Raw genomic sequence first — 19,796 nt, forward strand, 5'->3', positions numbered from 1 at the left:
ATTCAACCAACAAAAGCAAGTTATTGGGAAAGCTATTTTTGCATAATGACAATACCTTTACCCTTGCCTTTCTTTATTTTTGTTGCATTCTGCACTTGCATTGCCATACAAGTTTTATATTATTTATTTTTATTTAGCAAAACTGCATTTTATAAAAACAAAGATTTTTCAGAGCAGGCAGAAAAACCCGTTTCTGTTATTGTTTGTGCCAGAGATGAAGCAGCTAATTTGGTAAAAAACCTGCCTGGCATTCTGGTACAGGAATACAATGCCATACATGAGGTAATTGTAGTGAATGATAATTCAACCGACGAATCAAAATATATTTTAGATGAATTAAAAGCAGCATTTCCGCATATTCATCACATAGAACTGACGCAGGAAGCAAAACTCATTGCCGGTAAAAAATTCCCATTATCGATGGGCATTAAAAGCGCCCGTTATGAATACCTTTTACTAACTGATGCAGACTGTGTTCCTGCCAGCGAATTATGGATTCAAAAAATGCAGGCTGCTTATGATGATGGAATTGAAATTGTATTGGGTTATGGAGCCTATCATAAAAAACCGGGATTACTGAATAAAATTATCCGTTTTGAAACATTTCATACTGCACTGCAATATTTTTCCTATGCTTTGGCCGGCATGCCGTATATGGGTGTTGGGCGAAATTTAAGTTATAAGCGGGATGTATTTATCAGAAACAAAGGTTTTTCGTCCATGAATCAGATACCCGGAGGAGATGATGATTTATTTATTAATAAAGTAGCCAGGAAAAACAATACCGCAGTAGTGATTGATCCGGATGCTTTTACATTGAGTGAGCCAAAACAAAAATGGAGTGACTGGATGAAACAAAAAAACAGGCATTATTCTACTTCTAAATATTATAAAGCCAAACATAAATTCTGGCTGGGATTGTATACTTTTAGTTTTTTTTGGATTTATCCATTATTAGCAGCCAGTATTATTTTGTTTAACTGGTGGCTAACACTGGCTGTATTTGGATTGCGTTTATTGATTCAGGGTATTATTTATTTTAATGCCATGAAAAAATTAAACGAAAAAGATTTATGGCCATTGTATTTGTTTTTTGATATCTGGATGTTTTTTTATTATATATTATTTTTTCCGGCATTATGGAAAAGGCCGAAAAAAACATGGAGCTAATTTGAATGCTCCATAATTTTATTGTATGGATAATATTTTAAAATATTTTACTGATTTTACAGCACAACAGCAGCAGCAGCTTATGGCACTGGCGCCACTTTATAAAGAATGGAACGAAAAAATAAATGTTGTTTCCAGAAAAGATATAGACAGTATTTATGTACACCATGTATTACATTCACTGAGTATAGCTGCCATTACCAATTTTGATTCGGGTATGGAAATAATAGATATTGGCTGCGGTGGCGGGTTTCCAGGAATACCTTTAGCCATATTTTTTCCTGATGTTCATTTTCATTTGGTAGACAGTATTGCCAAAAAACTTACTGTAGTACAGGCTGTTTGTGAAGGAGCCCAAATTCATAATGTAACTACACAACATACCCGTGCAGAACAAATTAAAAACAGAAAATTTGATTTTGCCATAAGCCGTGCAGTAGCACCATTGAAAGACTTATGGCAATGGAGTAAACCACTCCTTAAAAAAGGGAATACCGTTACTACCGATAATTTGGCAAATGGTTTAATATGCCTGAAAGGGGGCGATTTACATCAGGAAATTTCAGAAAGTTTAACCCGGCCATTCTTATACAGTATTTATGATATTTTTCCTGAACCCTATTTTCAGGAAAAATACATAGTACATGTAAAAAAATAGGAAGCAATTTTTTATGTGCCTCCTATTCTATGCAATCCAATCAATTATTCAGGTATTACTAATTTGTTATTGCTACGGTTTACATCGGCCATACGCTGTGTAGGATCTATTTCTATACTCTTAATATCACGAATACTTTTGCTGATGGTGAAATTGTATTCAGGATGTGTCCAGCGCCATTCTTCATGTATAATTCTGGGTATTGTATCTTCAGCAGGTTTTATACCATACATCAGGCTCATGGGTATATAATGCAGCTCACTGGTTCCATCTTTATAAGTTACCAATACATCAATGGGCATGGGCATCTTGCCAATACGTTTTAAGGTTATTTGTGGTTTGCCATTCACTACATTAATATCTCCAATGCCGTAATCAATTGTTTTGGTAGAGTATACCCAATATTCTTTATACCATTCCAACTCAATATTGCTAACTTTTTCAGCTACTCTTATAAAATCATTGGCATTGGGATGTTTAAACCGCCAGGTATTGTAGTATGCCAATAAAACTTTATTTCGCAAACTATCACTAATAATATATCCCAATTGTTCAAGAAAAACTGCCCCCTTACTATATGCAGTCAACGAATAGGCAAAGTTGGTATTATAATGATCGGCATGTGTACTCATGGGTTCTTCATAAGGACTTCTGGCTAAGGCAAAATACCCCATATAGCTATCATATTGATTTTTAGGCAACTTTTCAACATCTTCCATCACTCTGTTTTTAATATAATTTTTAACGGGAATGCTGGTATAAGGCGATTGTTGTGCAATATTCTGGTTATACCATGCCATCACTTCAGAGGCTGCATAAGTAGTAAAACCTTCATCCATCCAAGGATACAAACTTTCGTTGGTACCCAGCATGTGCTGATACCAACTATGCATCCATTCATGAAAAACAGTACCCAAACCAGGCCCTTTTATTAAAGTAGCCATAGCATATTCCATACCCCCATCGCCACCCTGAATAAATGAATATTGTGGATAGGCATAAGCGCCAAAACGTTTTTCAATATAAGGTAGTGCTTTTTCTGCCGACCATAGCACATTGTTCCAGGCACTGTCAGTATGAGCATCTCCTGCTTTGTAAAAAACATTTAATACCAACCCTGGTCTAACTTTTTTAGATAAATGCCTGTAATCAGGATCTGCAGCCCACACAAAGTCGTGCACGTTATTACCAATAAAATTCCAGGTAATGGTATTGCCCTTGTGCTCCGGAACTTTTATACCCGGCTTTTCATAGCCAAAACCAATTTCATCTGAATGTTGCAATATACCCGTAGCAGCCACCATATAATGTTTATCAATGGTAATTTTAACATCAAAATTGCCCCATACGCCATAAAACTCTCTGGCAATGTAAGGGTTGGCATTCCAGCCCTGATAATCATATTCTACCATCTTAGGATACCACTGGCTCATACTGTAACGCACACCTTCAGCATTATCGCGTCCGCTACGCCTAATTTGAATGGGCACCTGCGCCTTAAACACTACCTTCATATTGGTTTTACTGTTAGGCAATATTGGAGTAGATAAAGGCACCTCTAAAATGGTTTCATGATATATTAATTTTTGTTCTACACCATTAATAACAATACTGATTACACTATCATACCCAATTTCATTTGGTTCAAGTTTACTGATTCGGTCTTTCACTCTTTCATCCCAATCGGGTATGGGGTTACCATTGCGATCCTGGCGGGTAGCAATTTTACCCAGTTCTCTACTTCTAACATCCATACTACTATTTGGTTGAAATGCATTCCAGTATAAATGAAAAAACACACGATGCAAAGTATCAGGTGAATTATTGGTGTATACAATATTTTCAGTACCGGTAAACCTGTTGGTTACCACATTCATACGTACATCAATTTGATAAGAAATATGTTGCTGCCAGCGATCGGGCTGTGCATATAAAGCTTGCTGTGCAATGCCAACAATGAAAAGAATGGCTAAAAATTGTTTCATCATATGCCGTAAAATTTTAAAAAATCAATGAATATTCTAACAGAAACTCAACCTCATCTTATAAAAAATTGAAATCGCTTTCAATTTATGAATGCTATTGGGCAAGATAAAATTTTTATTACAAATAAAATTTACAGTGCCGGTATATCTTTTTGAAGTTGACCTTTCTGATTAAAATAGAGAAAGGTTTTGCGAAATGCATTTTTGCGAACTTCTATTCTGTAAAGTAGTTCATTGTTTAATGAAGTTATTTTCTGCACCAATACAATTTCCCAATCGTTGAATTTACTTTTATCAAATCCATCTTTTATGGCATCATTCAACTGGTCGTATGGCATTTTTGAAATGGTTTCTAACCATTGGCCTTTATTATTGTATTTTACCTGCATCACGGTATCTTCATTATTAAAATTTGCCTGAAAGTTGGTAATATTATCTTTCCAACTCAATTTGGTGGCATGTGGAAATTGTGCAGTAAAGGCTTCAGTTACCTCTGCCGGTATTTTACGAAATTGAGCCTGCACTTGAACCGAACTCAACAATACAATAACAAATAAAAAACTCATAATACGTTTCATGGATAATGTTTTAATTGAATAAAATATTGTTATCAGGATATACCTCCAATTACTATAACAATTTCGCCTTTTACAACTTGTTGCTGAAAACAATCATGCACTTGTTGTAAAGTACCTCTCACATGGGTTTCAAACATTTTAGAAATCTCTCTGCTTACTGAACATGGGCGTTCAGCGCCGAAATAGGTGATTAATTCAAGTAATGTTTTTTGCAATCGCATTGGACTTTCGTACAGTATGATAGTTCTTTCTTCCAAAGCCAACTTGGAAAGCAAAGTATGCCTTCCTTTTTTAGGTGGTAAAAAACCTTCAAATACAAACCGATTGGTTGGTAATCCACTTACCACCAATGCAGGAACAAAAGCTGTGGCTCCTGGTAAACACTCTACATGAATTTGCTGCTGCACACAGGCCCGCACCAGTAAAAAAGCCGGATCGGAAATACCTGGCGTACCTGCATCGGTAATTAATGCAAAAACTTTACCCGATAGCATTTGCGTAACCAAATGGTCTACTATTTTATGTTCATTATGCTGATGATATGGCGATACCGGTTTTTGAATGCCATAGTGCTGCAGTAAGCGGGAAGAGGTGCGTGTATCTTCACACAAAATAACATCTGCCTGTTGCAACACTTCAACGGATCGATACGTAAAATCTTTTAAATTGCCGACGGGGGTTGGTACAAGATAGAGCCTTACGGATTGGTTGGTTCGTTGCAATTGTTGTTCAGCATCCATAGCCGGCTTATAAAAATTTTTTATTTATGCCTGAATCATTTCAATTTCATAAAATTCCATTACCGGATTGGCCAATAATTTTTTACTGGCTTCCTCAGCAATACTTTTTGCGGTTTTCTCAGAATCAGCTTCAATTTGCAGGGTAATATGTTTGCCTACCCTTACATCGTTTACCGCCAGTATGCCGAGATTATGCAAACCGCCTAATACGGCTTTGCCCTGTGGATCTAATAAATCTTTTAAAGGCATTACCTTAATTTGAACATGGTATATCATGATACTATCCTTTGTTTTAAAAGCAAAGATAAAACTACATAAGCGATAAAACTAACCGGCACAGCCATCCATCCTAAAAACAATGCACTCACCACTGCAACAACAACAATAATTATGAAAGGCCATATAGCAGCAAAAGAAAGTTTTTTAAATTTTAATGCCATTACAGGCATTTTTGATACCATCAAAAAACTCAATACAACTGCACAACTGTATAAAAACCATTTATTCACCATTAACTCAATCATCCAGGCAGTATTCGAAAACCAATAAATAAGCGGAAAAGAAGCAATGCAAATACCTACTGCCGGAATGGGTACGCCTTTAAAATAATGCGTTTGTGTTGTATCAATGTTAAACCTTGCTAATCTATATGCTCCGGCACAGGGTATTAAAAAAGCAGGCAATAACCAAAGAACGGAAACATCTAATCCATTGGGTTGAGCGGCGTAGGCTCTTTTTAAAAATTCAAACAATATCATGCCGGGTGCCACTCCAAAACTTACCACATCGGCTAAGGAGTCTAATTGTTTCCCCATTTCTGAACTGGCTTTCAATGCACGTGCTACCAATCCATCAAAAAAATCAACCAAAACAGCCACACCAATGCAAACAGATGCCCAAAAAAATTTTTGCGGTATTTCAATAGTTTGCTGGCCGGTTTCATCTACACTTAACATTAAACCCGGTTGCAGTATTACTACAATGGCAAAACAGCCAAAAAGCAGATTCAATATTGTAAAAGCATTGGGAATTTGTTTACGCATAATGGGTTGTATAAAAGCTATATAAATATTATTTTTTGATATGCATTAATTTTTCAATTTCTTCAACGGTAACAGGAATATTTTTCATTAAATCGATATTACCGTTTTTGGTAATCCAAACATTGTTTTCAATACGAATACCCATTTTTTCTTCCTCAATATAAATACCCGGCTCAACGGTAAATACCATTCCGGCAGTAACCGGTTGGTGTTTATTGGCCAAATCGTGTACATCAATTCCTAAATGATGTGAGATGCCATGATACAGGTATTTTCGATAAGCGGGATTATTCTTATCCTCATTTTTTACATCGGCTTTGGATAGTAAGCCAATTTTTATAAACTGTTTGGTGGCTTCCGCTCCTACTTTGTTGTGATAATCTGCTAAAAGTATTCCGGGTTTTAAAATAGATTTAGCGTAATTATGAAGGTGTAAACAGGCATTGTACACTTCTTTCTGACGTTTGGTAAATTTACCATTAACAGGAACTGTACGGGTTAAATCGGCACAATAGCCCCCATATTCCGCACCAAAATCCATCAATACCAAATCACCATCTTTACATTCCTGATTATTGAAAACATAATGTAATGTTCGGGCATTATCGCCACTGGCAATGATGCTATGGTAAGCAGGGCCTTCTGCGCGGTTACTTAAAAAACTATGATAAATTTCTGCTTCAATTTCATATTCAGTAACACCCGGTTTTATGAATTGCAATAACCTTCTAAAAGTAATGTCAGTAATGTCAATAGCTTTTCGAATTACTGCTACTTCTTCTTTTGTTTTAATACTGCGTAACTGTTTTAAAATTTTAGCAGCCCGTTTGTATTCATGTAATGGGTAGAGTGCCTTCATTTCATCAATAAACCGATATTCACTGCTGCGAATTAAGGAAGCTTTCCGATCGTTTTCATTTGAATCTAAGTAAATGGTATCTGCTGCATGAATCCAACCTTGCAATAGCGCATCAACAGTATCGGCCCACACAATAGTTTCCATTCCGGAAATTGCCCGGGCTTCTGCTTCTCTTAAACGCTTACCATCCCATTTTTCCTTTAAATCATTCGGACGCACCAAAACAAGCACTTCCCGAAATTTTTTTTCAGAATTATCGGGATATAAAATAACCATTGAGTCTTCCTGTGTAATACCGCTTAACCAATACAAATCACTATTTTGTTTAAATGTATGTAAAGCATCTCCGTTAGATGGGAAAGCATCATTACTAACAAATATGGCGATACTGTTGGGTTGCATGGCCTTTATGAAGCGTTGCCGATTTTCTTCAAATAGTTTTGATGGCAAGGGTAAGTGTTTCATACAAAAAAATTTAAAGTGGAAAGATAAAGTTTTAATACCAAAACATATTCAATCAAATAGAACGGTTACTGATTATACATCCTGCAATTCAATCAATAGTTTGTACCATCACTTACATGAATGGATGCTATAAACCGTTACGCATTTTGCATACATATATTTAAAACCAAAAGTATATTATGCTTTTTTTGTATTAAAAAATACATAATTGATACCCTTATGCTGAATAGTGGTTTAAAAGCCATTAAATTATACTGAAATTGTAATTCTTAACAATGAGGTATACAGGTATCCCAGTATTTTTGATTCATAATGTTAATTTTTCAAAATAATTATCGAACCTCCGATTCTTCGGGGGTTCCTCTTTTTTAGGCTTCCATTATATTTCTTTACTGATAAATGCCAATGGCAGCAAGGCCGCTGCATTTTCAATTACAAATATTTGTCCCGTTTGCCCGCTTAAAATTAAGCGCATAGTATGCCCGTATCTTGTTTGATGTTCTATAATGGCCTGTCGGCACATACCACAGGGCGAAATAGGTTTGTTGCTGTTGCCTTTGAGCGATTGGTAACTAATGGCCATGGTTACCACATGCGCTTGTGGAAATAATACTGACGCAGATGCCAGTAAACTTCTTTCTGCACAAATGCCTACAGGATAACTTGCATTTTCCTGATTGGTACCAAACACTATTTCTCCATTACTTAAAAGCGCAGCTGCCGAAACCTGAAATTGAGAATAAGGTGCATAAGCCAGTTTGGTATTGATTCTGGCTTTTTCTAATAAAAGTGCATCTGATTCAGCAAGTTCCTGAATGTGTTGGAATAACTGATAATTAAATTGATATTGTTGTTGCATTCCGTGATGTTTTATGGTTCAAGCGGTTAAATTTATTCGATAAAAAAGTCCTTGTTACTTAGGTAACAAGGACTTAAAAAATTATGAGGATAAAGATAACTATTTTATCCATTTAAAAATTCGGTTCCACCGGGGGCCATTATCCCAGCTAAACCAAATGAGTGATGCTTTTCCCACAATATTTGTTTCCGGTACAAAACCCCAGAAACGACTGTCCTGGCTATTGTGGCGGTTATCTCCCATCATCCAGTAATAATTGTATTGAAAGGTATATTGCGTTTGTGGTTTACCATCTATAATAAAAGTTCCATTTTTTTCTTCCAGGTTATGGTGCTCATATACATGAATCAAACGCTTGTAAATAGGAATGTTTTCGGTTGTAAGTGTAACAGTAGCGCCTTTTTGGGGAATGTATAGTGGGCCATAATTATCTACCCCCCAACCTCTTGAAACCTGGTATGGAAAGATACTATAGGTAGCTTCTGATGAATCGAATGGAATAACAAAACGCTCTACGGAAAGCACATCGGGCACCTTTCGCAATGCGGTTGCATCATTATGCGTTAACGGCATATAATAGGCACCACTTTGCCGGTACATGTTTTGCAAATCATCATGTAGTTGATCTGTTTTTTCATCGTTGCGCACATCAATATTGTATTGTGATTTTAAAATATCAAAATCAAGTGGTCTGCCCTTGGTTTTCACCACAAAAGTGGTTTGTGAATATTCGGGCTGAATAGCCTTTTGCCCATTTACATACAGCACACTTTCTTTTACCTGAATAGTATCGCCCGGCAAACCCACACAACGTTTAATGTAATTATCAGTTTTATCCATCGGGTGTACTAAAATGTGTTCACCAAATTGTTGCCATACGGCATCCCTTCCTTGTCTTCTAACAAAATCATAATAAGGTTGGGCAGAACCATAACCGGGCAAATTAATAATGGTATCACCTTCAGGAAAATTGAATACTACTACATCGTTTCTTTTAATGGGCACATAACCCGGCAGGCGCATGTACTTTAATTCTATCCATTTTAAATAAGATGGGGTTGTTTCACTGAAAGGCATAATATTATGCACAAAAGGAAAAGATAAAGGCGTTTCCGGAATTCTTGGGCCATAGGCCATTTTGTTTACAAAAAGAAAATCGTGCACCATTAAGGTTTTCTCCATACTACCGGTTGGAATTACGTAGGCTTCAAATACAAAAGTTCGGATGATGGTAGCTGCCACAATAGCAAATACCGCCGCATCTATCCATTCCCGTGCAACCGATTTTTTGTATTGTTTTACTGCTTTTTCGCCAACCCAACGCACATCTTTCGAAAAACCTAAATATGGAAAATAAATAAAGGGCAGAAAAACCGCCAGCGTATGGTGTATTAAATTAAACTTACCAAAATACATGGTAAAAATAATAGTAATCCATATTGTAATGAACTGCCCGGCAATGGGAATAAGTTGTAACCAGAACCACCATTTTTTTATGTTACATTTTTCTGCAATTAACCAGGTATTGTAAAATGGGATAAATGCTTTCCAAGCTTCAATACCTGCTTTTTTAAACATACCATACATACCTACATGCCAGCCAATAATTCCAATAATAAATAATGTTATGCCCATAAATATATTTTAGTTAAAACAAATGATGCATCAGTAATACATTGGTTTGTATGATGATGTTATTTGCAATATGAAGTTTACAAAGCTTGGTTTAGTTTTGTTAAACAAAATACAAACTTGCATTACATGGCCATTGCATAATTTTTTACATCATCGGCCGTAATGGTTTTACCGGATAAAATTACCAGTCGTTCAATTACATTTCGCAATTCGCGAATATTGCCCGACCATTTTTTATTCTTTAATGCCAACACTGCGTTTTTTTCAATTGTTTTTTTGGCTTCGCCATATTCTTCGGCAATATCTTCCAAAAATTTTTCTATTAGCAGCGGAATATCTTCAGCTCTGTCATTTAAAGAAGGTACATGTATTAATATTACGCCCAGCCTGTGGTATAAATCTAACCTGAAATTTTTTGCTTCTACTTCTTCCAACAAATTTTTATTGGTAGCAGCTACCACCCGAACATCCACGTTAATTTCTTTATCACCACCTACCCGGGTTATTTTACCTTCCTGTAAGGCCCTTAATACCTTGGCTTGTGCCTGCAGGCTCATGTCGCCAATTTCATCTAAAAACAACGTACCACCATTGGCCTGTTCAAATTTGCCGATGCGTTGTTTGATGGCCGAAGTAAAAGAACCTTTTTCATGACCAAATAATTCGCTTTCAATCAGTTCACTTGGAATGGCAGCACAATTTACTTCAATTAATGGTGCATTGGCTCTGTTGCTTTTTTCATGCAACCATCGGGCAACCAATTCTTTGCCACTTCCATTTTCTCCGGTAATTAATACACGAGCATCGGTAGGAGCTACTTTATCAATGGTAGCTTTAATTTTTTTGATGACATCACTTTCTCCAATAATTTCCTGAACCCGACTTATTTTTCTTTTCAATACCTTGGTTTCTTTTACCAAAGTTGTTTTATCCATTGCATTACGAATGGTAATGAGCATCCTGTTTAAGTCGGGCGGTTTGGCAATATAATCGAATGCACCTTTTTTAACAGCATCAACTGCGGTTTCAATATTACCGTGTCCGCTAATAATGATAATGGGCACTTCCGGTTTTTCTTCCAAAGCTTTCGTTAAAAATTCAATGCCATCCATTTTGGGCATTTTAATATCACATAATACCACATCATAATTGGCTGCGATAAATTTCTTCCAACCATCTTCACCATCGATAGCTTCCTCTACCTTATATCCTTCATTGCTTAAAATATCTTTCAGAACGCTTCTAATGGCACGTTCATCATCAATTACGAGAATTTGAAACATAATTTTTTGGTAAGTTTTTGCTAAGATAAGTGTTAGTTACTGTTTGCACATAACAGATACGGAATAAAGCTACCAGCTAAAATTTATTCCTGCATAATAATTCCGACTGGGTGCCGGATTATAATATCTCCCTCCAAATGCATTGATATCATTACCTAAACTATAATTTTGATTCAACAGGTTATCAATACCACAAAAAATATTGAGTTTAGCCTGTTTCCAATGGATATACCTGCCCATTTTTAATTGTAAGTTTTGATAGGCATTTGCGTAGTTTGTATTACCATCATTTAAAGGAATAGCAGCAGTTGCATTGAGCAGCAAATGCAGATAATATTTATTTTTTGTGGCCATATCAATGCCCGCATTGGTAATATGTTTGGGAACACCTGTTACCGCATTGCCGGTATAATTGTTATTGCCCTGTTTATAATCTGAAAAATAATAAGGCTGATAGCTAAAACTGCCCCATATATTGAACTGACTGATAAAAGCTGAAGCCTTTTGCCATAAACGATATTTGCCCGTTACTTCAATACCTTTTTCGAGCGCACCGCCGGAGTTTACAAAATACTGTGCCCCCTGAGCATTTACCCGCATTACAATGGCATTTTGTAATTGAAAATGATAAGCTGCTACATCAAATTGTAAACTATTGTTCCACGCACTGCCTTTAATACCGGATTCAATATTCCAGCCATATTCTGCTTTTAGTTTACTGTGAAAAATTCTATCCTGTGGGAAAAATTCTGCCAGTGTTGGGGGTGAAAATCCTTTGGCTGCAATGGCATACCACGAAACAGATGACGTTAATTGATAACCTAATGAAAAACGAGGCGTGAATACCTGTTGATTTTGGGTGCTTAAATCATGTAACATGGTGCTGTCAGTAAGACGTCGATACTGCAATTGCTGATTATTGAAACTTACGCCTGCATTGAGTGTAATTTTTTTCCAGCTAAGCTGTAATTGAGAAAAAACATACCATTGACTGGCAAACAAATTATCTTTAAACTGTACATTGCCTTGTACCCCTCCATTGTTTGCATAATCATCTATTCTGGAATGATTGTATAACCATTCTCCCCCGTTTACCCATTGTAAAGCAGCATTTCCAATTTTGTGTTGATAAATGAGTTTAGACGATACGCCGGTATTGGTTTCATCACGGTTTTCGTATTTGGTTAAAAAGGGATTGGTAATAGCATTATTGTTCACCAACACTACTGATACTGCCGAAAGAGATGAATTAATTTGTATAGAATGATGTATTCCTGCAAAAGCAGTTTTATCGTAAATAGCTGATTTTTGTTCTACCGCACCCGGCGTTGTTCCTGTTGCAGGTCTTGCCGCAGTGGGATTTTTTAACATTTCTGCCAATGTTAGTCCGCCCGGTGTTTGATAATACATATTGGTATAAAATGCCAGCACATCAAATATTTGTGAACCGGTTTGCCATTTGGCTATCCAATTATACGTATCTCTTCTAACGGCCGACTGTTGACGATAGCTATTAGATTGCAAATGGCTTTGTTGTAACAAAGAAGTAAACTGTTTATTTTGATAAGTATATCCTACATTTTGCGCAAATAATCCATATGAACCACCGGTAATACCCACATTAAAATGGCTTTGATTTTTTGATGTGAAAGAGGGTACTGAATTGAGCAACAAAACACCTCCGGTACCTGCACCATATACGCTGGAAGAAGGCCCTTTGATGACTTCTGCATTGTTGATCTGGCGCACATCTACCAGATTTAAATAGGTATTGCCACCACCATCGGTTAATGGAATATCATTCCAATATACTTTCACATTCCGAACACCAAAGGGTGAGCGAAGGGTACTTCCCCTAATAGAAAGACGATAACTGCCTGGAGAACGTTCCTCCATCCTAACACCTGCAACAGCATTAAGCACCGGTAATAAACTGGTGGGGGCACTTCGTTGAATATCGGCCTGACTGATGAGTGCCACTGCAACAGGCGCATCTTTCCATTTTTTATTCAGCATAAAGGCATGCACCGTTACATCTTGTAGTGTATCATTTCCAAAGGTAGGCAATGCTTCGTTTTGTGCAGTTGCTTTTTGTACAATTACGAGCATTATAAAATAGAAATATTTTTTCATGCAAATTAAACCAATATGCTTTTTAATTGATTAGCAACCTAAAGTTAACCCACAGCATTACACCTAACCCAATACGTAATATGATTGATATCAAAAAAAATCCCGAAAGGTGAGTTTCGGGATTAAATAGTATAACCATTAACACAATTATTTCTTTATTTCTTCATATACATCACTTCTTTAGCCAGTTTTACAGTTCTTTCCACATCGGGAATAGCTAAAGCTGCTAAATTAGGTGCATAGTGCATGGGCGCATCGGCACTGGTAATGCGGCGAATGGGTGCGTCTAAATAATCAAATCCTTCTTTTTGTATACGATAAGTAATTTCAGAACTTACTGATGCAAAGGGCCATTGTTCTTCTACAATCAATAACCGATTGGTTTTTTTAACACTTTCTAAAATAGTATGCCAGTCTAAGGGGCGTATGGTTCTTAAATCAATCACTTCAGCATTTATCCCTTCTTTTTCCAATTCTGCGGCTGCGCCCAATGCAACTTTCATCATTTTGTTGAAAGAAACAATGGTAATATCGCTTCCTGCTTTTTTTATGTCTGCCTTTCCTAAGGGAATATAATATTCTTCATCAGGCACTTCAGATTTATCTCCATACATTACTTCGCTTTCCATAAACATAACCGGATCTTCTTCGTAACGAATGGCTTGTTTCAGTAACCCTTTAGCATCATAGCCATTTGAGGGAGATACCACTTTAATACCCGGTATATTGGCATATAAACTTTCAAAAGCGGTGGAGTGTTGCGCTCCTAATTGTCCGGCACTGCCATTAGGCCCTCTGAAAACGATGGGGCAGGCAATTTGGCCACCACTCATAGCCAGCATTTTAGAGGCAGTATTTAAAATTTGGTCTAATGGTAACACTGCAAAATTCCAGGTCATGAATTCAACAATTGGCCTTAAACCGTTCTGTGCAGCACCAACTGCTACACCGGCAAAACCTAATTCGGAAATTGGCGTATCAATGACACGCTTAGCGCCAAATTCAGCCAGCATACCCTGACTAACTTTATAAGCACCATTGTATTCAGCAACTTCTTCACCCATTAAAAAAACCCTTTCATCTCTTCTCATTTCTTCCTGCATGGCCTCTCTGAGTGCCTCTCTAAAAGCAATTGATCGCATAATATATATCGGTTAGTGAATTGAGCAGCAAAAATAGAAGATTATCATGTATAAAACCAAAAACAGCGGTTCTGTAATAAAAAAAGCTCTTCGAAAGCAACCGAAGAGCTTTAAAAACAGGGTTGTAATTTTTAAAACACATTATACCCATAACTTACATAATACAAACCACCAATCTGTGCATTACCAAAGCCATTGGTATAGTAATGGTTGAATAAATTGGTACCACCAATTTTAATCATTGACTTGGTAGCAGGCAATTTAAAGGTAATTACGCCATCAAAGGTTGCAAAAGAAGGTACATTACCGGTTCCAAAAGTTCCTTCATAATAAAAACTATCCTGATAACGATACATTAAACTAAAGCCCAAACGATTATCTAATAAAAATCCTGAATTACTGAAACCAACATTGGTTCTGATTTTAGGTGTATTGAAATAAGAAACAAAACCGGAAGGCAGGTTGCCTATTTGGTCAGAGTAAATATTGGCATTCAATGCAAAATTTTGGGGTAATAAATATTGAACAGAGGCACCCCATCCGTTGGTATTTACATTACCCGGTGTATTTACTGAAATGCTGTAAATGGTTCTTGTAGCAGCCGCATTGCCGGATGAACCATTTGGATTTAAGCCCAACAAGCCCAAGGGCGAACCATTTTGCGATTGAATAACAGTAACGCCACCCAAAAAGTCTTTATAATTTGCCCAGTAAGCATATACATCAATCAACAGTTTTTGGGCAATCAGACCTTTATAACCCACTTCGAATGAGTTGGAAGACTCAGGTTTAAATTTGCCGAAGTTTTGCACTTGCAACAAACCGGGATTAGGACTGCCACTGAGTACCGATGCTCCAAATGCCTGCACACTGGCCAAAGTGTAAGAAGGATTATTATTAAAATTGTAGTAATTACGTAATTGTGGCAAGCCACCCATTAAACGAATTCCGCCACTCACCAATAAGTTAATCCATTGGTTTTGTGTGGATGGGAAACGATAAGCGGTTTGATAAGAAAAACGCAGGTTATGGTTTTTAGCTAATTTTACCACTGCTGAAAAACGAGGGGTAAACTTTCCATCAAAATTTGAATTTTTATCGTACCTGCCGGAGGCGGTTAATTTTAAAACATCATTAAATAATTGCTGCGAAAGTTGAGCATAGGCTCCCACTTCATTTATATAAATTTTACCTGCAGTATCTGCAAACAAAGTACCCTGTGAGTTTAATGCATATTGTTTCCAATTGCCGCCTATCAATAAGTCGGTTTTAGTTTTTTCTAACCCCAATGCATGGGATAAATTGTATTGACCCTCTATCATATACAATGCAGTTTTATCTACGAAAAGTGCACCACCTTTAGAAATAGGGGTTTGTACAATTTTTTGAAACAATGGGTTATTATAAATAGCGCCGTTCGGCCTTCCTGAAGCAGCGTCGGTAGCAGAACGAGCATACACTTCAGCAGCAGCATCGCTTAAACCGGCGCCACCTAATGAAGCAGGTAAACGCGATTTAATATAATTCTGCGTATACTGGGAAAACCAGCCGGTGGCACCACCGCTGGGTAATAAAGCCTCATTAAACAAACGGGCAGCAATGGTTGAATTGTAAGAATCACCGGCATTTTCCTGCGTAGTGTAAGCTCTTAAAAACCAGTTTTTGTTTTTCAATTCAATTTTATACTGACCCATTTTTAAATTTTTCAGTGCATAACGGTCAGAACCCGTATACACAGTACTACCTGTGCCCCAGTTGCCATCAAAAATTAAATCAGTTCGGCTACTGATTTTATAAACCGCTTCACCTGAAATTTTAAAGTTGTAGGTAGTAGGTGCAATCACATATTTTTCATCAAATCCGGTTCTGGATATATTCTGGTTAGCCGGAATAGTTGAAACAATACCATTAATGATTGAACTGGGAACACCCTGAGCAATAAATCCCTGCCCTACCTGTTGCGCCAGCGAATTAAAAGTAATACCGCCAGCACTTACTAAGTTTGTTTCATCACCATATACATTTACTCCATCATAAGCAGGGTCAGAATCTCTGGTACCGGGTATTACTTGCCCATTGGGCGTTCCGGTAGTACGAGAATAATCTCTTTTATCATTGGCCAGCCAGTCTTGTGCCTGTACATATTGTGAAGCTATTTTAAAAGCAAACTTATCTGATACTTTTTTGGCCCAACGTACACTCCAATCATAAAATGGAGCAGCATTGCGTTGGTAATTATCTACATGGTTTACACCCTGTTTAATTTGAAAACTTAATCCTTGGTATTTGAACGGATCTTTACTATTAATTAAAACGGTACCATTCATACCACCGGGACCATACAATGCAGAAGAAGCACCTGGCAACAGTTCTATACTTTCTACATCTAATTCAGTTAATCCAATTACACCACCTACCGGAAAATTTAAGCCAGGGGCCTGGTTATCCATACCATCCACAATTTGATTCAATCTTAAATTTCCATTAACATTGAATCCACGGGTACCTACCGATTTAAATGTTAAACTGGAAGCTACCACATCTACCCCATTTAAAGTTCCGATAATATCATAATAGTTAGAAGAAGGAGCCGAACGAATGGTAGCAGCACTTACCCTTTCAATAGTTACCGGCGATTCAATAATTTTTTCAGGAACACGAGAGGCAGCTACTACCACTTCATCACCTAAAGTATAGTGTGGTTGAAGGCGCACTTCAACAGGTGTTCCGTTAAATGTTACTTCTTTATTAGAGAAACCAACAGAAGATATAACCAATGTAAAGGGCGGTTTTTGTGCGGTAGTAAATTTAAAATAACCTTTTTCATCGGTATAGGCACCGGTTGAACCTCCTTTAATGGTTACTGAAACAGATGATACAGTTTCATTGTTACTTGCATTTTTAATAACGCCACTAACAGTAGTAGCTTCTTGTGCATGGGCTGTTACATAAAACAATGAAACAGTAATGCAAAATGAAACCATTAACATTAATTTTCTCATACGGCAGTTTTTGTTTAATAGCAATTTAGAAAATAGTTGGCTGAATAAAAAAATTATTAAAAAATACTTGAAAAGTACTTTTATTTAATCGTTCAAAAAAATTATCCGAAAGAAAAAAAACGAAAAAAGCGCCTATATATTATTTTGCAAGAGTATTTTTGATGCATGGCAATGTATCAATTTCCCCAACAAACCAATTTTTACAAGGGTAAAGTAAGAGATGTATACAGTATTGGCCAAGATATACTAGTAATGGTGGCCAGTAACCGAATTTCGGCTTTTGATGTAATACTACCCAAGCCCATTCCATTTAAAGGGCAGGTACTGAATCAGATTGCTGCTTATATGTTGCAGGCTACCCAAGATATTTGCAAAAACTGGTTATTAAGTGTACCTGCGCCCAATGTAAGTATTGGAAAAAAATGCGAACCGTTTAAAATAGAAATGGTGGTAAGGGGTAATTTAACCGGACATGCCTGGCGTACCTATCAATTGGGCAAAAGAACATTATGCGGTGTGGCATTACCCGAGGGTATGCAGGAAAATGATTTTTTTCCGTCACCCATTATAACACCCTCTACCAAAGCTGCAGAAGGGCATGATGAAGATATTGCAAAAGAAGCCATAATTGCAGGCGGACTGGCCAGTGAAAAAGATTGGGCACAATTAGAAACATGTGCATTAGCGCTTTTTGAAAGGGGAAAACAACTGGCTGCACAACGGGGGCTGATTTTAGTAGATACCAAATATGAGTTTGGGAAAATTGGAGATGAAATTTATTTAATGGATGAAATTCATACACCGGATAGTTCAAGATATTTTTATGCAGAAGGATTTGAGGAGCGCCAGCAAAAAGGCGAAAAGCAAAAACAATTGAGTAAAGAATTTGTAAGAGAATGGTTAATTGCCCATCATTTCATGGGGAAAGCAGGAGAAGTTGTTCCGGAAATGACGGATGAATGGATTCAAACCATATCGAACCGATATATTGAATTATACGAAAAACTGATTGGAGAAAAATTTGTTCCACAATCTCTTTCTGATGAAATTACTTTTGAAAAAACAATGGAAGCATTAAAAACATTAGGCGTTTATCACTAAACGCCATTTATTTCATTCAATCTGGGCCTTAAACGGGCTTTAGATTTGTGGAATATATTTTGACCTTTATCTATTCCCTTTCTAATTTGCTTTTGCCTTTCAACAGGTAAATGAATGGTTTCTGCGCAAGCCTTACTGCAACAACCATTGTATTTTGTGGCACATTCATCGCACTGTATAAACAAAAGGTGGCAACCATCATTTTTACAGTTGGTATGGGTATCGCAGGGTTTTCCGCATTGGTGGCAATGCGCAATTACATCGGGTGTAATTCTTTCACCCAGCCTGTTATCGAACACAAAGTTTTTACCTTTAAAATAACTTTCTAACCCCAATTGTTGGGCCTGACGGGCATAATTAATAATTCCACCTTCCAAATGATATACATTTTTAAACCCTTTATGCAACATATATGCACTGGCTTTTTCACAACGAATTCCACCGGTACAATACATAATAATGTTTTTATCTTCATTTCCTTTCATCATCTCCACTGCCATGGGCAATTGTTCGCGAAAAGTATCTGAAGGCACTTCTAATGCTTTTACAAAATGGCCCACTTCATATTCGTAATGGTTACGCATATCAATTACAATGGTATTGGGGTCAGCCAGTAGCCGGTTCATGGTAACGGCGTCTACATACTTCCCTTTTTGATACATATTAAAATCGGGATCATTAATACCATCTGCTACTATTTTTTCACGCACCTTAACTTTTAATACCCAAAAACTTTTCCCATCATCATCCACGGCAATATTAATTCGCAAGCCATTTAAAGGTTCAATACTGTATAAAAATGTTTTGAATGCTTCAAAATTAGATTCGGGCACACTGGCTTGTGCATTAATGCCTTCTTTGGCAACATAAATTCTGCCAAACACTTTCAGCGCATGCAAATGCTTATACAGGTAATCTCGAAAAGCCAGTGGATTGGATACTTCAAAATACTGATAGAAACTTACAGTAATGCGGGGTTCTTTTTCTTCCATGAGGCGTTTTTTCAACTCCTCATTATTAATACGATTGTGTAACAATGCCATAAAGAAATTACATTTCAGACTTTTTACGCAAAGGCAAAAGTTCCATGATTAAATATGGACCCACTTGCAGGGTGGGCAAAATATCGGTGCGAAAATACTT

Annotated in this window: 16 protein-coding genes; 3 read left to right on the plus strand and 13 right to left on the minus strand. The window is 36.9% G+C overall.

Annotated elements, in window-relative coordinates; genetic code table 11:
- The first annotated feature begins 45 nt into the window (after positions 1 to 45).
- Entirely contained in the window at positions 46 to 1,170 is a 1,125-nt protein-coding gene (locus A0F92_RS12185; protein WP_068246465.1) for a glycosyltransferase, read from the plus strand.
- 25 nt (positions 1,171 to 1,195) lie between these two features.
- The gene (rsmG, locus tag A0F92_RS12190) at positions 1,196 to 1,828 is read left to right on the plus strand and encodes a 16S rRNA (guanine(527)-N(7))-methyltransferase RsmG (protein ID WP_068246468.1); all 633 of its coding nucleotides are present in this window, start codon (positions 1,196 to 1,198) and stop codon (positions 1,826 to 1,828) included.
- 44 nt (positions 1,829 to 1,872) lie between these two features.
- Here the strand turns inward: rsmG and A0F92_RS12195 are convergent, their stop codons facing one another.
- The 12 genes from A0F92_RS12195 to A0F92_RS12250 form a co-directional block, all read right to left on the minus strand.
- Positions 1,873 to 3,816 (minus strand): M1 family metallopeptidase, encoded by a 1,944-nt coding sequence (locus tag A0F92_RS12195; protein ID WP_068246471.1) that lies wholly within the window; start codon positions 3,814 to 3,816, stop codon positions 1,873 to 1,875.
- A 128-nt stretch (positions 3,817 to 3,944) separates the two neighbouring features.
- A complete protein-coding gene (locus A0F92_RS12200; RefSeq protein ID WP_068246474.1) occupies positions 3,945 to 4,391 on the minus strand; it encodes a PepSY-like domain-containing protein in 447 nt (148 codons plus the stop codon).
- 32 nt (positions 4,392 to 4,423) lie between these two features.
- Positions 4,424 to 5,131 (minus strand): 16S rRNA (cytidine(1402)-2'-O)-methyltransferase, encoded by a 708-nt coding sequence (gene rsmI, locus A0F92_RS12205; RefSeq protein ID WP_068246477.1) that lies wholly within the window; start codon positions 5,129 to 5,131, stop codon positions 4,424 to 4,426.
- Positions 5,132 to 5,155: 24 nt separating this feature from the next.
- Positions 5,156 to 5,407 carry a phosphoribosylformylglycinamidine synthase subunit PurS gene (purS, locus tag A0F92_RS12210; RefSeq protein ID WP_068246480.1) on the minus strand — a complete coding sequence of 84 codons (252 nt, stop codon included), beginning with the start codon at positions 5,405 to 5,407 and terminating at the stop codon, positions 5,156 to 5,158.
- A complete protein-coding gene (locus A0F92_RS12215; protein WP_068246483.1) occupies positions 5,404 to 6,174 on the minus strand; it encodes a CDP-alcohol phosphatidyltransferase family protein in 771 nt (256 codons plus the stop codon). The genes purS and A0F92_RS12215 overlap by 4 nt, the downstream gene beginning before the upstream one ends.
- A 28-nt stretch (positions 6,175 to 6,202) precedes the next feature.
- Complete coding sequence (locus A0F92_RS12220; protein WP_068246486.1) at positions 6,203 to 7,498, minus strand: aminopeptidase P family protein; 1,296 nt, start codon at positions 7,496 to 7,498, stop codon at positions 6,203 to 6,205.
- A 379-nt stretch (positions 7,499 to 7,877) separates the two neighbouring features.
- Positions 7,878 to 8,357, minus strand: coding sequence for a cytidine deaminase (locus tag A0F92_RS12225; protein ID WP_068246488.1), 480 nt, complete (start codon positions 8,355 to 8,357; stop codon positions 7,878 to 7,880).
- A 99-nt stretch (positions 8,358 to 8,456) separates the two neighbouring features.
- Positions 8,457 to 9,992, minus strand: coding sequence for a signal peptidase I (lepB, locus tag A0F92_RS12230; RefSeq protein ID WP_068246489.1), 1,536 nt, complete (start codon positions 9,990 to 9,992; stop codon positions 8,457 to 8,459).
- Between the two features lie 122 nt (positions 9,993 to 10,114).
- On the minus strand, positions 10,115 to 11,275 hold the full coding sequence (locus A0F92_RS12235; protein ID WP_068246492.1) for a sigma-54-dependent transcriptional regulator: 1,161 nt from the start codon (positions 11,273 to 11,275) through the stop codon (positions 10,115 to 10,117).
- Positions 11,276 to 11,344: 69 nt separating this feature from the next.
- On the minus strand, positions 11,345 to 13,384 hold the full coding sequence (locus A0F92_RS12240; protein ID WP_068246495.1) for a TonB-dependent receptor: 2,040 nt from the start codon (positions 13,382 to 13,384) through the stop codon (positions 11,345 to 11,347).
- A 179-nt stretch (positions 13,385 to 13,563) separates the two neighbouring features.
- Positions 13,564 to 14,550: a pyruvate dehydrogenase complex E1 component subunit beta gene (locus tag A0F92_RS12245; RefSeq protein ID WP_068246497.1), complete on the minus strand. Its 987-nt coding sequence runs from the start codon at positions 14,548 to 14,550 to the stop codon at positions 13,564 to 13,566.
- 131 nt (positions 14,551 to 14,681) lie between these two features.
- Positions 14,682 to 17,552, minus strand: coding sequence for a TonB-dependent receptor (locus A0F92_RS12250; protein WP_068246500.1), 2,871 nt, complete (start codon positions 17,550 to 17,552; stop codon positions 14,682 to 14,684).
- A gap of 165 nt (positions 17,553 to 17,717) precedes the next feature.
- Between A0F92_RS12250 and A0F92_RS12255 the strand changes: the two genes are divergently transcribed.
- Complete coding sequence (locus A0F92_RS12255; protein ID WP_068246503.1) at positions 17,718 to 18,653, plus strand: phosphoribosylaminoimidazolesuccinocarboxamide synthase; 936 nt, start codon at positions 17,718 to 17,720, stop codon at positions 18,651 to 18,653.
- On the opposite strand, the gene trhO is transcribed toward A0F92_RS12255, so the two are convergent.
- Positions 18,650 to 19,696, minus strand: coding sequence for an oxygen-dependent tRNA uridine(34) hydroxylase TrhO (gene trhO, locus A0F92_RS12260; protein WP_068246508.1), 1,047 nt, complete (start codon positions 19,694 to 19,696; stop codon positions 18,650 to 18,652). The two genes, A0F92_RS12255 and trhO, sit on opposite strands and share 4 nt — an antisense overlap.
- Positions 19,697 to 19,796 lie beyond the last annotated feature (100 nt).

This window comes from Hydrotalea flava (assembly GCF_001623405.1).
Classification (GTDB): Bacteria; Bacteroidota; Bacteroidia; order Chitinophagales; family Chitinophagaceae; genus Hydrotalea; species Hydrotalea flava.